This window comes from Paenibacillus sp. XP01 (assembly GCF_057364885.1).
The window spans coordinates 1,609,688-1,623,367 of the sequence record NZ_CP139481.1 but is presented as its reverse complement, the minus strand read 5'-3'; the positions used below and the strand labels follow the sequence as shown (position 1 = coordinate 1,623,367).

Here is a 13,680-nt window from a genome sequence, read left to right as displayed (position 1 = left end):
GATCTCATGAAATTTAATTCCTAGGGTCTGATGATTCGATTCGAAAAAAGATTGACCCAACCTCCATATTCCGGTGTTCGTGGCATTCCATGCTCAGCGATATATCACTGGGACGATTCACCTTGTAAGGTGATATAGATAGAAACCGCCCCTTAGGTATATGGTTGCGCCCACTTCCATTTTCCAAGGAACGGTTTCTTTTCGTTTTATAATGTTCAGAATGGCTTTCAAGCCAACAGTGCCTGAGCAATCTGATCGATAATGCCATTGATGCCCGTTGGTCCATAACATCCGATCCATGTCGCGGCATCTACCGAGTATATTCGCTGTCGGTCATCCGTATCCAGCATCCCCCAGACACTTTGCTCTGTCGCTGACATTCCCTCCTGCATGATTTCATTGCTCAGCAAAAAGTAGTGGCTGGCATGTACAGCCGGCAGTCTGTCGACTGAAATATGATAAGCCGTGTCGGAGGGATCGGCTACAAATAACGGGGCAGGCAGACCTAGGTCTCGATAGAGCACAGCGCCTGTACGATGTGAGGCTGTATGTACGCGAACCATAGACTCAAACGGACGAATCAGTGCCACGCTCTTGCCTGCCAGCACTGGGGCAAGTTCTTCTGACAGCAATGCGGTTCGTCGATGATAGTCCGCAAGTATTTGCTGTGCCTCTGCTCGCTTGCCTGTCAATTCACCGAACAGGCTCAGAATGGTCTGCCAGCTCTCATTGCGCTTAAACATGAGGACTGGAGCGATTCGGCTTAACCGTTCATAATGCGGATCATGCACCTCGGTACAAATAATGAGATCCGGAGCCAATCGTTCCACTGCGGCCAGATCGGGGTACTCATAGGTTCCGAGCAATTCGGTTCCCTGGAGTTTCGCCCGAATATATTGAGGGAAATTAAACGCCGCACTCCCCGATCCTACGCTCCCTGCCGGGGACAACCCAAGCGCAAGCAAATGATCTGCATATTGAACATCGAGCACGGCGATACGCCGTGGAGATGCGGTGACCTTATATTCACCTCGCATATGGCAAATCACCGGGCCTTGGGACAACTCATACCAAGAAGCCATGCGGGTTTGCAGTAAGGAATACGCAGAGAGCGCACCTGTTCTGGAAGAGGCATTACGCCGATAGATCTGCGGAGAAACTCCATAATATTTCTTAAACGCCCTACTGAAATAATACGTGTCGCGATACCCCATTCTCTCAGCGATTTCGCCGATGGGAGCATCCGTATGACGCAGCATCCGCGATGCACTCTCCATCCGCAGCTGGATGACGTATTCCATCGGTCCGAGCTGCTTCTCTTGTTTGAACCGTCGCTGCAGCTGTCTTACGCTGCATCCGGCAAGTGCCGCCAGCTCTTTAAGCTCCAGATTCTGACGATAATGCCCTGCTATATACGCAGCGACAACATCCACCATGTCTGATTCCGCTCCGCCCTGACCACGTTCATACTCCATAATGAGTTCGTAGAGCATCCCCTGCATCAGCGCATTGGCGTGAAAACGTTCCAGCCCTTCGCCCCGGCTCCATTTGGCCGCGATTTTCTCCGCCATCTGAACCCATTCCGCCTGGGTTCCAGGGTGCTGAACAAACGAAGTGCGCAGCGGGTGTTTGCGATGCGAGGGCAAAACAAGGGAGGCTCCCTCCATGGAGGATGCCTTGTACATGATCACGATATAATCCATGTTGTCTGAGCTGGCAGTCAGCGTAAAGGATGATCCTTTAACCATATGAGCAGCAAAAGAAGCCCCAATGCGGCAAACTTCACCATTCATTGAGAGCTCCCCTTCTCCGCCTCCTGCCAGCAGCAACAGATTCGATGTCAATTCGGTTTCGCTAAGCACACTGCCTGTCTGTAAAATACCGCTATACACGTCAAGCACCTTGATCGTCGTATCACTCCATAGACTTGTCTGTTCTTGCAGCGGCATACTTCTCTCATCTCCTGACAATAGCATCCTTCGCTAACGTGAACCCACCTGACTAGACTTACGTCTATTAAAATACAAGCGAGCCCGTTAGCAAAGGTAAAGTTGTTGCTGCTGTCATTTTAATTGAGATTCATTCTCATTGTCAATTTTCGGACATTTTCTGCAATATTCCCCGGACATCTGGTAGTAAAAACAACAGGTGAGGCGCTTGTTCTTCGCAACCGGAACGTTGTCCTTCTTTTCGGTGAATCGAGTAAACGGATTCTTTCTTAGGCCAAAGGTTTGTCCAGACGCTATTTGAGTCAGATATGAAAAATCGGCTTGAATATGCTGGCTTTCTGGCCCAACATCGTCTACATCAGGAGTATACAGCGGAGCAATACGCACCATCATATTTTCCCAGAGGACACTCATCGAAAGAGGGCCAACGGTAGCAAGCGTCTGTAACAGCGGCGAAAGCCGTACCGCAAACAACTCCTCGATCATCTCTTTCCGCCAAACTTCCCTGTCTTCCGTTAGCGTTTCTGCCCGAAGCCCGTTCACGGCGAGAAAAGGAAAACGTGTTCCGCCTTCAGTAGCGGTAAGAGTCGAATGGTAGAGGTAGCTGTTGTCCAGCGAGAAGGACATTTTCTGATGATGAAAGGTCATCGCGGTCAGCAACGGGGCAATCCACAGATAGCCGATTCGTTTAGCCAGCATAGAAGCGGCAACCCTCATGTCAGGTGCACCGATATACTCCGTAAGCCAGCTTATATACTCGCGGCATGCAGCTTCTTCATGCAACTGGCTTAGAGCAATGGTACGGAGACTATCTTCAGGTGGATCGCCAATCCTGAGTGAGTAGTCTTTCACCGTTTGCTGCCATACGTCCGTCGACAGATAATGGTCCATTTTAATTCGATCCCAACAGCGCTTCCGATGCCTGATCTGCAATAATATTAATGGCAATTGGACCATAGTAAGCAATCCAGAGCGTTGCATTCACGTTATATGCGCGGTTATTTTTGACAGCATCCAGAGATTTCCATACCGAACTGTTCTCCAAAACCTCAGCCTCTGCGGCAAACAACTCATCGGATAGCAGGAAATAATGATCTGCCCCAATATCAGGGACCTTCTCCATCGAAATTTCAACGGAGGTGTCGTCTTTGATCTCCTGGACGAGTGCAGGGGCCTTTAAGCCCAAGTCCTCATACAGAATGCCGCCTGTCCGATGCTCAAGACCATGTACACGAATTCCTTCCTTTCTCGGGCGAATCAGCGCTACCGTTTCATCTCCCAGCTTCTCCGACAGCTTCGCCCGCAGGCCGACGATTTTGTCCTCATAAGCCTGACGCACAGCCTCAGCCTCTGCCTGCTTGCCTGTGATCGTACCGATCGTGGCTAACGTATCCCGCCAATCCTCGTAGAAGTCGAGTACGATCGTCGGCGCAATTTTGCTGACATTCTCATACTCTTTCTCCTGAAAGTCGGTCATTAAAATAAGATCCGGATTCAATGCTACAATTGCCTCCAGGTTGGGCTCGTCCCGTGTACCCAGAACCTCTACATTCCCTAGCTGATCACTCAAATATTCCGGAAATGTGGTATTCCCTCCAGCGATAACGCTACCTGCGGGCTGCTCGCCAACGGCCAGCAATTGATCCACAAATTTCACATCAAGCACAGCAATGGTCTTCGGCTTCTCGGTTAGCGTGTATTCCCCTTTCATATGCGAGATTGTGACAGGATAGGCTGCCGTCGTCTGAGACTCTGACTCCGAAGGTGTCTCCGTTGGCGTTGCAGCAGGCTCATTGCCCCCATTCGTACCTGCTCCGGCACCACAAGCCGTCAGCACAAGTACAAGTGCCAGCAGCAAGCCCATTAGAAATCGTGATTTTTGAGCGGCAAATACCTTGCTTCCGGTTGCTCGCCCCTTTGTCCCTTTATTCATGATGACTCCCCCTTATATATGATAATGATTTTCATTATCGAATTATAAGGCGAGTATAAACGATCTCCACATCGCGTTGCCATGTACTTTTGCGACATTTCAGCCGGACTAATGCGACATGGTACTCCCACTTCTCTAATTCTCCATTTCAAACCTGGTTTGAAGCTCTTGAACAAATACTTCGATGGGTCTGTTATAGTCGATGGGTTTGTAAATTATTCTATTATTCCACTTGTGCCGTATGTCTTGATCTCTATAATCATTATCTTCAGTTTCAACCGACTTCATCACAAGCATAATTTCATTCATCGTACTTATAACACTTCGGCTATCCGTTTTGGTTATCGTCTTCTCGTTACATTGTTCTAAATAATATTTCGCGAGGTGATCGGGAACTTCCTCAACAGCCAAATAAGCCTCCAAATTCTCTTTAAAGACTCCTGCCAGTTTACTGGCCTGATTCGTTCTAATCCCAGTAACCGTTAAGCTTAATCTGGAACAATCATTCATAAACACATAATGTTTTCTGCCATATAACGTAAAAAAGTTCACATGCCAACTAAAGAAAGAATCCGTATCTTCGATGGTTTCTGGTTTGACATTTAGATCTTTTAATGTTAATTGGGTTGCTTTGAATATAATCATGTACGAATCCCCCTCTTCGTGCTCTCTCAGTATTCATTGTACCCTACTCCTATGACTGTTCCATGCAGCTAAACTAAGGCCGCTGCGCCTACCACGGTATAACATTCAATTCCGGCCATATTCTTTTCCACTTCTTGTGTTTTGTTATATAAAGTGGCTGTTGTAGGCCACGAGTCAATTGCTTCCTCTAATGATAAATATGGCTTAAGATCAATTCCGAATTTATCTTTGTACCATAAATGAACCCTTGCTTGATTTTTTACATCAGCTTTAATGGGCAGCTTACAATATACCTCTTTACATTTATTTATTATTCGATCTTCTTTTTCATAGGAAAGGTCAGTATCAAAATAAATAATATCAATGTCATCAATGCCGTATCCTAAAGGATTCCCTAACGAGTAGTTCCAAACGGTCTGTGCAATACAGCCAGCACCAATATAATATTCTGTTAACTCCGTTTTTCGAGTTTAAGGTACACAACGTAGATTCTATGTTATCGGATGTTCTTGCCTTCTTCGAACGACTAAACCAAGTCCTTCAATTCATTATAAGCGTCTCTAAGCCACGGATGAATAACTCTTAGGTTTTCTCGCTGTTTCCATAAAAAATGAATATATTCGAATGCTGCATGGTTCAACGAATCATCTAGCTTCTGCGTAATCTGATGTAAATATGGAGGTTCACCAGCTTGATCCCACTCTATCTTATCTGCAACAAACAAAACCTTGTCTAAAATAGTTGAATTTTTCTTGAGTGTCGTGTGACATCCAACTGCATCAAGAACTTCCTGATCCTTAATGTTAAAAATATCTCTAGCCATTTCTTTCGATATCTTCTGATGGATGATCATTGGAAAAGTCTCTTCTTCAGGCAGCACCTCAATACCCAGATCATAAGAAACTTGAATCCTTACATCATTAGAATATACCGCACTTATATCATGTAAATATCCAGCGATTTCGGCTGAATCCTTATCAGCATGATATCGATCAGCTATCTTTCTCGCTTCTTTGCCTACCCTGACACAATGTTCCGCAGTTTTGGGGCAGCCATTATCCACTAAAAAGTTATATATATCATCCTTGAGATTTCCCGACAAGGTATTTATAACAAGATTATTATATACTGACTTCATGGAGTCCTCCCTAAAGATTCATTGATCATACCGTATGAATTTACGATAACATTCCCGTATCTACGACGTCCGACGGAGTCGGGTATGTCCGGCTGTTCCGGCGTTTGTTGTGCCATATAAATCTTTGAACTGCAATCCCTAATGTAATTGTCCCTAATACTTCGGTTTGTATCGTTCGTTTAAAATCGTTTTGATCTAATCCAATTAGTAGATAGAAAAATCGATGGTGTAGTAATTCAATAAGTGCTAGTGAATTTTCTATTGGTAATCCCTTATAGTCATTTAATTCTGCCCATAGATCTTCTCGATAGGTAGTTGCTACTGGGTTTTCTTCCGTTAGTCCTCTTTTGAATCATAGATATGCGTTCATATCATTATCAGCTATATGATGAATGATTTGTTTTATGGTCCAGCCATTCATTCGATATGGAGTATTTAGTGTGTAATCTTTACGTCCATTTAGCAATGCTTTTAGTTTTATTATTAGTTCTGGAATTTGATGAATGAGATTACATAATTGTTCACCTGATAGATTCTTTTGGGGCTGAAAATGTCCAATGGGATATCTAATTGGATCCATTGAGTTTCTCTGCGATGCGGTTAGTCCGTGCAGGTGTGTCCTCCTGTTTCCTCTCCCTGCTATTCCCGTTCGGGCGACCGAGGAGCTCCCCATGCTCCGAAGCGTGGATATGATATTACAATACCTCCCTTGAGCCACATTCAAAGTAATCCCTTTTTACCTTCATTAAAATACGTACTTTCATTTCCATGAATTAAGTTTTTAAATCCGCCTTTATAATAAGGTATCAATTCATCTGCCTGTTCTATGTCCAACCAAGCTATTTCTGAGATTTCATCTGGTCTAATTATTTGTTCTTTACCGCCTATTATTTCTGCCCTAAAAGTAATAAAAATGGCATGTTCATTTATGTTTTCAAATTTGCACTCGTTGATTGCCACAATTCCATAGACTTTAACTTCAAGTCCCGTTTCTTCTTTTACCTCGCGAATAGCAGCTTGATCTAATGTTTCATTTAATTCAACAGCTCCCCCAGGAAGAGACCAACTTGATCGACCAGAATTCTTAACTGCTAGAACTTTAGTTTTGGACTGGTCTGTTATTAGTGAGTACACTACATCGACTCGTTTCATTGAGATCATATCCCTTCTACACTGCATATCTTACATATACCGTTCCTGTATTTACGATCTCAGCGAATGCTAAGGTGTTTGGCCCCTGCAGGACCAAGGGCTAATGCGCTGTTATGAATATTATGTTATGCGATGCCTCTGCCCTCTTCGAAACATTTCAAAATTCCTTATTCTTATTCCAAGCATTAGAAAATTCTCTAACAGACTGATACCTTTTTTTGCTTGTCATCATTAATTGCATTGCAAGCCACATAATAAAGTTTTTGGTTGGCTTCCCATTTCTCTTAGGATCGATCAAATTCTCCACCCAATAGCCCAAATGCAATGGCTCCCGTATTATAAACATTAGTTCGACTATCAATTTCTGCTCCTACTTGAAACTCCTCAGCAGACATGAATCGTGATGATATCCCCAAAGCCTCCCCATAATATTGTAAAATGGTTTCCTTTGATAACTTAAGCCGGGGCGTGTATTGTCTGAATAAACTTCTACGTCTAACTTCCGACAATCAAGGGCCGTATGCCTCGCAGCGTAGATGCATTGTTATATGATTGGACAGGCCTCCTGAACTACTTACTATCCCTATTTCTATTTTTGATACTTTCTTGCCATCTTTCTATTAACTTGTCGTAGCTCAAGTACCAACTTTTTTTAATTTCAAAATTAAAATCATCAAATATTATAATGTAATTATTTCGGTACTGTTTATTTAATTGTTTCACATCAAAGACTATGCAGTTCTCCTCCGATTCAATAATCTCTTCATTCAGACAACTTAGATATTCTTCTTTTGTCGGCATTCTTATAAATTCTGTAGGAATAAATCTACTACAATTTATATATGAAACTCCTTTAAAACAAACTATCAATTCGTCATAATATATACTTTGAGAGCCTGTTAATACTAAAGTATCACCCTTGAATTCACTCATAATAAAATGATCAATATTAGTGTTTTTAATAAGTTCTGAAAGATATCTGATTTTAGATTCTATCTTTAAATCACTGCAAAGTATGGTTATTAACTCGTTGAAATAAACAATTCTATCTTCTTTATTCACTTTGGGTGATAATTCTCCTTTCAGATTTCATTACTGTCCTTTCTCATAATGTTCTTTTATTTACGAAACGCCCCAGCTTTAGATAGCTCTTATCTTAAGCTGGGGCGTTTGTTGTCTGAGTCTCTTCCATGATTATACATCTGGCAACCAAGGGGCGGTAGCCTCGAACCGTGAATACTATGTTATAGGATGTACCCGACTTCTTGAACATCTATCAAAATGTCTTATAATAAATGTTTTTTAAATATTTTTGATTTCCATAACGAATCTCTTTTGGATAGTCTACGCTGCATATGTCCAATTTCAGTAAATCATCATTACTCTCTTTTATTTTGCTTTTGATTTCCGCCCTTGAGTGAATACTCCAGATTTTATCTCTTATCTGCCTTCCAAAATTAACTTCACAACGAACTCCTAATTTCACCATATTATACTGATCGGTAAAGTCTTGAAACAAATCTATTAATATAAAACTTTCCCCATCATTTTTATTTAAAAATACAAAGACATCTCCTTTTCCAGCCCTACATGTTCCTTTGCCATAAGATAAATATTGGTTATATAATTCCGCTAAATCATAATTTATATTAAACGTTTTCATCAATTCTTCTAGACTGGATGCTTCATCTACATCATCTATCAAATCAAAAAATGATAAATAAAAAGAATATTCAATATATTCCTTCATAGCTTACTCCTCTTCGATTTATTCAAAATGTTTTTTCGGACATTTCCTATAACGTTGTTTGTTCACGAGCCCGAAAGGCTTAAGCTGCCCATCAATCAAGCACAGCGATTGATTCTTGCCGGGCGGCTCCACCACTTAGCCTTGCAGGGCTGTCCGGCTGAATCTACTTCTTGGCTTCCCAACTTCTGCCGGACCGAGGAGCGAATGCGACGATGCGTGAACATGTTGTTAGATAATGATTCCTCTTTTTCGAGATTACTTCCAAATTGCCCTTCACATGTTTATAATAAATCCTGTTTTCTTTCCTTTAACAAATCCTGTTCTTTCATAAAAATTATGTACTTCATCTCTCTGAGATCCCGTCATTAGCATCAGTTTATAACAATTCATTTCTTGGCCAATTTTTTTGGCCTTTTCTATAGCCATCTGACCAAAACCTTGTCTCCTAAAATCCTTATGTGTTATTACATTCTCGATTAATCCGTACGGTCTTGCATTCCTTGTAAGATTTTTAATGATTACAAGTACACAAGATGCAACAATTATACCATCATGTTCGACAACTATTATGTTCATGTTCTTATCATCTAAAATTTCATTCCAGTAATTAGACAATTCTTGACCTCTAATCAGTTCTGGATCATCTGGTTGCAGGAACTTATAAAGTAATAAAAGATTTTCTAATTCATCAACATGGATTAATCTCTAACTTCAGTCACTGCAATGCACCTGCTTTCAAATTTGGTTTTAGGCAGTTTCACCTAACGTTTCCGTGTTCACGACGTCCCACCACCTTAAGGACCCGTAGGATCCGGCCGCGGTGCGGATGTGTCCCGGCAACAACTTCCTTGACTTTATCTTCCGGGAATCGAGATGGCTTGACTGTCGATACGTGAACACATTGTTATATGATGTATAGACCCTTTTTCGAAACTCCCGGAAATCAATTTACATTTTTTTTCTCACATGATAAAGAACATGTTTTTCTAAAGGATTATTCTTTTCAACTTTTGGATGATGGAATGTATTAATATAACTCATGCAAACTTGATCATTACTCTTTTTGAGGGTTCATTAATATCAGCTGTAAAACAATATACTTCCTCAAACCCCAAGTTGTTAAAGCCATATTGCAAACATGCTGTAGCACCTTCAGTTGCATATCCGTAACCCCACGCATCTTTTTTGAGTCTCTAACCAATTTCGATACATGGAGTAAAACTGGCTTCAAATGTTGCTCTGTGAAATCCAATAAACCCAATGAAGTCATCATTTCCCTTTACTTCGACAGCATACAATCCAAAGCCAGTTTCCTTAAATTCCGATTCAATTAATTTATAAAAGTCTTTTGTTTCTTCAGTTGATAAGGTCTTAGGAAAATACTTCATTACTTCTTTATCTGCATTAAGAAGACTAAATGGATCTAGTCGGTTTCTCTCCAATCACGAAAACGTAACCTCAGCGTTTCAAAATAGATCATATCACTCATCTCCAATTTAAGTGATTGGTTGTTCTGCTTTAATAGTCTGTTAAATCAATAAAGAGGTATATGCTATACCGAGAGATAATGATTTGTATATGATTTTATCCATCTTGCGCTGATTTCCCTATAACGTTTTTGTGTTCCTGACGTCGTTTCCCCTTAGATAGCTCTTATCTTAAGGAAATCGATGTGTCTGTCTGAATCTGCTTCAATGAAAAATTCCTCAGGCAGACCGGGCGACGACAGTCGAGAAGTTGGAACACTTTGTTATCGGATGTCTTCGTCTTCCTGAAATACTCTACAAAACATCTTTGTACTCATTCATTATCCTCGTAACAAATTCTGTCTTTCCTTCAGTATAGGCTTTGCGATTGTTTCTGAATTTACTTGACAGTTGGATCTTCAAATTTGTGTACTCAGATACCAATAAGGGATACTTTCTTAATATGTCTCGAAACATGATATGTCTTTTTAGTTCATTACTTTCTCTATTGCATACGTATAGATGATGTTCGTGCTTCACATAGCCTTCACTACTGTAAGGTACATAAACTTCCTTTCTTGCAAATGCCTCTCTGTTCTTAATTCCTAAATCACCTTCGTGTACATATCCCAGTTCGTCTAACCTCTTGATTACCCCTGGTAGGTACTCCATAGATTCAATTACTACATCAATATCAATGATTGGCTTGGCTGCAAGATGCGGTACCGCTGTACTTCCAACATGCTCAATTCGTAATGCTAGACCACTAAGTTTATTGGATAAAATTGATTCTATTATATTGAATGCTTTTGGCCATTCTTCATTATATTCTTCTATAATTACTGGTTTTTGATTCTTCATCGAATTCCCCTTGAGTTTATTTGATTTATATTTACGAATATTTCCAATAACATCTAATTGACGTACTTCGTCACTACCACTCATTCCATCTATGATCTGAATTACGTATATGATAACTCATGTTGTGACATTTGCGAAGAATAATTTGGTGAAAAAGGGAAATTTAGTTCAGCAATCAATTCCCCCTGTCCATACAATCTTCCAGACTCTGAATACCTGAATATTTTTCGTACTAAACATATGTATATCGCTGGATTGTTCGCTCCACTCGTATGACCAAGCAGCTCCTGAATGTAGCACAGGTCTGTCCCGTTTACCAGCAAATCAGTGGTAAAGGGATGCCCTTAGGCGCATGAACGCTAACCTTTTTCACAATTCCAGCGCGTTGTCTGCCTTTGCAAAAACCTTCTGCATGGTCAACTCGGTAAGATCGATCAGAAGATTGCACCGGAAACAGCCAACGATATGGTCGATATTTAGCGATATCTCCACCATTCTGAAAAACAAAAAAAGGAAGGCCCTTCTTCATCCCCAATAGGGAATCCAATGACCTTCCGATGTTGAATGAAACTATTTGATGTTGTAAAAGACAGCACGGAACGCGGCTTGTGCAATGCAAGCCGCGTCGGGGTGAGGCGCTGCGCCCGATTCGGGCAGCACCTCACGGGAATGCACCGCGTCAATGATCTCGCGGTGCCCTCCTCAGGCCGCTGCGCCCTACATGGCAGCGGCTTCTTCTCCCAGCGGCAGCATGTAATACTGCGCCTGCTGCCCTTCATGCTGCTGGTACACCACGACCAGCAGCGTCCGGCCTTTCGCGGCAAGCGGGCTGGCTCCAGCGAGCACCCGCTCAAGCCGGAACGGAAGCACGTCCAGTACGGCGTGCTTCTGCAGCTCTTTTTCGCCGAGTCTCAGATCGGCGAAAGAGCGTGCGCCCATGACCGTCTGTGCGGTCATGGCCGAGGTCATCGGCAGCGCACGCGAAGCGCTGCCGTCCCCTCCGTCCGCCGCTCCATCCCCGGCGGACAAAAGCTCGCTGCCGTTCACACCCGCCGCATCCGCGGCAGTGTCTTCCCCGGCAGCAGCCGGACTGGCCGCAGCGGCAGGCGCACTCGTGCCGCTGCTTTCCAGCCATGCCGTGCCTGCGGCGCCGGCAATGCGCGGCAAACGAACGTCTTCCGGACGTTCAGCCAGCATTTTCATATAACCCGCCCACTGATCCTTCTCCAGCGCATCGTCCCACCAGATTTTGCGCGGTTTGTATTTGTGGCCAAGGAAATAGTCCAGCTTCATTAGGCCAAGCACGACATCCATATGGGGCGTGTTCCGCGACTCCAGGAAGCTATACAATCGGGTGAACAAATCCTCCAACTGATGGCCGATCTTCTGCCAGCCCTGACCTTCCCAGTAGTCCCCGAACGCCTGGAAGAAATCGAACGGCGAATCGAATTCCTGCTCCATCAAATACTTCAACGTATGGTCCATCCGGTGTGCGTTCCAGTATTTCTCCAGCACGTCCTCCAGACGCTTCAAACGTACGATGTCGCTGAACGGCAGCACATGGCTGCCCAGAATTTCGTACGGCGCGTGATCCATATACGTGTAGTTGTACTTTTCCGCATCGAGACGCAGTCCGGTACCGCGCAGCATTTTCAGAAAGCCGAGCTGAAGCTCCTCCGGTCCCAGCGCAAACACGTCGTTAAACGTTTTGCGGAACGTATTGTAATCCTCTTCCGGCAGTCCTGCGATGAGATCCAAATGCTGGTCGATCTTGCCGCTGGCCTTGACCTTGTTGACCGTGCGGCTCAGCTTCGCAAAGTTCTGGCGGCGTTTCACCAGTTCGTTCGTCGGGTCATTCGTCGACTGTACGCCGATTTCGAACCGGAAAATGCCCGGCGGCGCATGCTCTGCCAAATAATCCAGCACCTCGGGACGCATAATGTCCGCCGTGATTTCGAACTGGAACACCGTGCCCTGATGGTTCTCGATCAGGAATTTGAACATCTCCATCGCATAATCGCGCTTGATGTTGAACGTGCGGTCCACGAACTTGATCAGCTTCGCGCCCTTTTCGATCAAATACAGAATATCCGCCTTCGTCCGCTCGATATCGTAATACCGCACGCCGACCTCGATGCTCGACAAACAGAACTGGCAGCTGAACGGACAGCCCCGGCTCGTCTCAAAATAAACCACCCGTTTCCCCAAATGCGGAATATCCTCGTCAAACCGGTGCGGCGACGGCAGATCGTTCAGGTCTGCTTTCGGGCGCCCCGGCATCACGATGACTTCTTCTCCTTTGCGATACGCCACGCCATAAACGAAATGATACTTCTGCGTCGTCGAAATTTCGGTCAGCAGCTGATGGAACGTCTCTTCGCCTTCGCCCATGACGATGAAATCGACGTTCTGGATGCGGTTCATCCAATATTCCGTGTCATACGATACCTCAGGACCGCCGAGCACGATTTTCACTTCAGGCATAACCTTTTTCAAAATATCGATAACCTTGATCGTCTCCTCGATATTCCAGATGTAACACGAAAACCCGATCACATCCGCACCGCGCTGGTACAGATCGGACACGATGTTCATAACCGGGTCCTTGATCGTATACTCGGCCAGTTCGATATCAAAATCCTTCTCGCTATACGCCTTCAGACAGCGAATCGCCAGCGAGGTATGGATATACTTTGCATTTAACGTCGAAAGAATAACCTTCATGCTTCACAACCTTTGCCTGGATCACCAGACCCTATTTTTCATTGCCAAAAGGAAAAGATTAT

The 13,680-nt window shown here is 43.7% G+C and carries 12 protein-coding genes and 2 pseudogenes; all 14 read right to left on the bottom strand.

Annotated features, from left to right (window positions below; all coding sequences use genetic code 11):
* Nucleotides 1-227 precede the first annotated feature (227 nt).
* The 14 genes and pseudogenes from SNR34_RS07400 to SNR34_RS07335 all read right to left on the bottom strand — a co-directional run bounded on the left by SNR34_RS07400 (nucleotide 228) and on the right by SNR34_RS07335 (nucleotide 13,618).
* Complete coding sequence (locus tag SNR34_RS07400) at nucleotides 228-1,949, bottom strand: helix-turn-helix domain-containing protein (RefSeq protein ID WP_486181542.1); 1,722 nt, start codon at nucleotides 1,947-1,949, stop codon at nucleotides 228-230.
* 114 nt (nucleotides 1,950-2,063) lie between these two features.
* Nucleotides 2,064-2,840 (bottom strand): ferric iron reductase, encoded by a 777-nt coding sequence (locus SNR34_RS07395; protein ID WP_486181541.1) that lies wholly within the window; start codon nucleotides 2,838-2,840, stop codon nucleotides 2,064-2,066.
* Nucleotide 2,841: 1 nt separating this feature from the next.
* Nucleotides 2,842-3,882 (bottom strand): ABC transporter substrate-binding protein, encoded by a 1,041-nt coding sequence (locus SNR34_RS07390; RefSeq protein WP_486181540.1) that lies wholly within the window; start codon nucleotides 3,880-3,882, stop codon nucleotides 2,842-2,844.
* A gap of 135 nt (nucleotides 3,883-4,017) precedes the next feature.
* Nucleotides 4,018-4,527 carry a DUF6933 domain-containing protein gene (locus SNR34_RS07385; RefSeq protein WP_486181539.1) on the bottom strand — a complete coding sequence of 170 codons (510 nt, stop codon included), beginning with the start codon at nucleotides 4,525-4,527 and terminating at the stop codon, nucleotides 4,018-4,020.
* A 68-nt stretch (nucleotides 4,528-4,595) separates the two neighbouring features.
* Nucleotides 4,596-4,952, bottom strand: a complete 357-nt coding sequence (locus tag SNR34_RS07380) for a nucleotidyltransferase family protein (RefSeq protein ID WP_486182423.1) — start codon at nucleotides 4,950-4,952, stop codon at nucleotides 4,596-4,598.
* A gap of 101 nt (nucleotides 4,953-5,053) precedes the next feature.
* Nucleotides 5,054-5,665, bottom strand: a complete 612-nt coding sequence (yqeK, locus tag SNR34_RS07375; protein ID WP_236414956.1) for a bis(5'-nucleosyl)-tetraphosphatase (symmetrical) YqeK — start codon at nucleotides 5,663-5,665, stop codon at nucleotides 5,054-5,056.
* A gap of 720 nt (nucleotides 5,666-6,385) precedes the next feature.
* Nucleotides 6,386-6,817 (bottom strand): NUDIX hydrolase, encoded by a 432-nt coding sequence (locus tag SNR34_RS07370; RefSeq protein WP_236414958.1) that lies wholly within the window; start codon nucleotides 6,815-6,817, stop codon nucleotides 6,386-6,388.
* Between the two features lie 157 nt (nucleotides 6,818-6,974).
* Nucleotides 6,975-7,271, bottom strand: a pseudogene (locus SNR34_RS07365) (serine/threonine protein kinase); the annotation flags it as partial.
* 116 nt (nucleotides 7,272-7,387) lie between these two features.
* On the bottom strand, nucleotides 7,388-7,879 hold the full coding sequence (locus SNR34_RS07360; RefSeq protein WP_236414959.1) for a hypothetical protein: 492 nt from the start codon (nucleotides 7,877-7,879) through the stop codon (nucleotides 7,388-7,390).
* Nucleotides 7,880-8,093: 214 nt separating this feature from the next.
* Nucleotides 8,094-8,567, bottom strand: coding sequence for a hypothetical protein (locus tag SNR34_RS07355; protein ID WP_236414961.1), 474 nt, complete (start codon nucleotides 8,565-8,567; stop codon nucleotides 8,094-8,096).
* 273 nt (nucleotides 8,568-8,840) lie between these two features.
* The gene (locus SNR34_RS07350; protein WP_486182422.1) at nucleotides 8,841-9,221 is read right to left on the bottom strand and encodes a GNAT family N-acetyltransferase; all 381 of its coding nucleotides are present in this window, start codon (nucleotides 9,219-9,221) and stop codon (nucleotides 8,841-8,843) included.
* Between the two features lie 294 nt (nucleotides 9,222-9,515).
* A pseudogene (locus SNR34_RS07345) lies at nucleotides 9,516-10,047 on the bottom strand (GNAT family N-acetyltransferase).
* Nucleotides 10,048-10,348: 301 nt separating this feature from the next.
* A complete protein-coding gene (locus tag SNR34_RS07340) occupies nucleotides 10,349-10,978 on the bottom strand; it encodes a GrpB family protein (RefSeq protein WP_486181538.1) in 630 nt (209 codons plus the stop codon).
* A gap of 633 nt (nucleotides 10,979-11,611) precedes the next feature.
* A complete protein-coding gene (locus SNR34_RS07335; protein WP_486181537.1) occupies nucleotides 11,612-13,618 on the bottom strand; it encodes a B12-binding domain-containing radical SAM protein in 2,007 nt (668 codons plus the stop codon).
* Nucleotides 13,619-13,680 lie beyond the last annotated feature (62 nt).

Excerpts from the sequence above, each read along its gene's own strand:
- SNR34_RS07400 (WP_486181542.1), bottom strand. The coding sequence starts at position 1,949 with ATGCCGCTGCAAGAACAGACAAGTCTATGGAGTGATACGACGATCAAG.
- SNR34_RS07395 (WP_486181541.1), bottom strand. The coding sequence starts at position 2,840 with ATGGACCATTATCTGTCGACGGACGTATGGCAGCAAACGGTGAAAGAC.
- SNR34_RS07390 (WP_486181540.1), bottom strand. The coding sequence starts at position 3,882 with ATGAATAAAGGGACAAAGGGGCGAGCAACCGGAAGCAAGGTATTTGCC.
- SNR34_RS07385 (WP_486181539.1), bottom strand. The coding sequence starts at position 4,527 with ATGATTATATTCAAAGCAACCCAATTAACATTAAAAGATCTAAATGTC.
- yqeK (WP_236414956.1), bottom strand. The coding sequence starts at position 5,665 with ATGAAGTCAGTATATAATAATCTTGTTATAAATACCTTGTCGGGAAAT.
- SNR34_RS07370 (WP_236414958.1), bottom strand. The coding sequence starts at position 6,817 with ATGAAACGAGTCGATGTAGTGTACTCACTAATAACAGACCAGTCCAAA.
- SNR34_RS07355 (WP_236414961.1), bottom strand. The coding sequence starts at position 8,567 with ATGAAGGAATATATTGAATATTCTTTTTATTTATCATTTTTTGATTTG.
- SNR34_RS07340 (WP_486181538.1), bottom strand. The coding sequence starts at position 10,978 with ATGAGTGGTAGTGACGAAGTACGTCAATTAGATGTTATTGGAAATATT.
- SNR34_RS07335 (WP_486181537.1), bottom strand. The coding sequence starts at position 13,618 with ATGAAGGTTATTCTTTCGACGTTAAATGCAAAGTATATCCATACCTCG.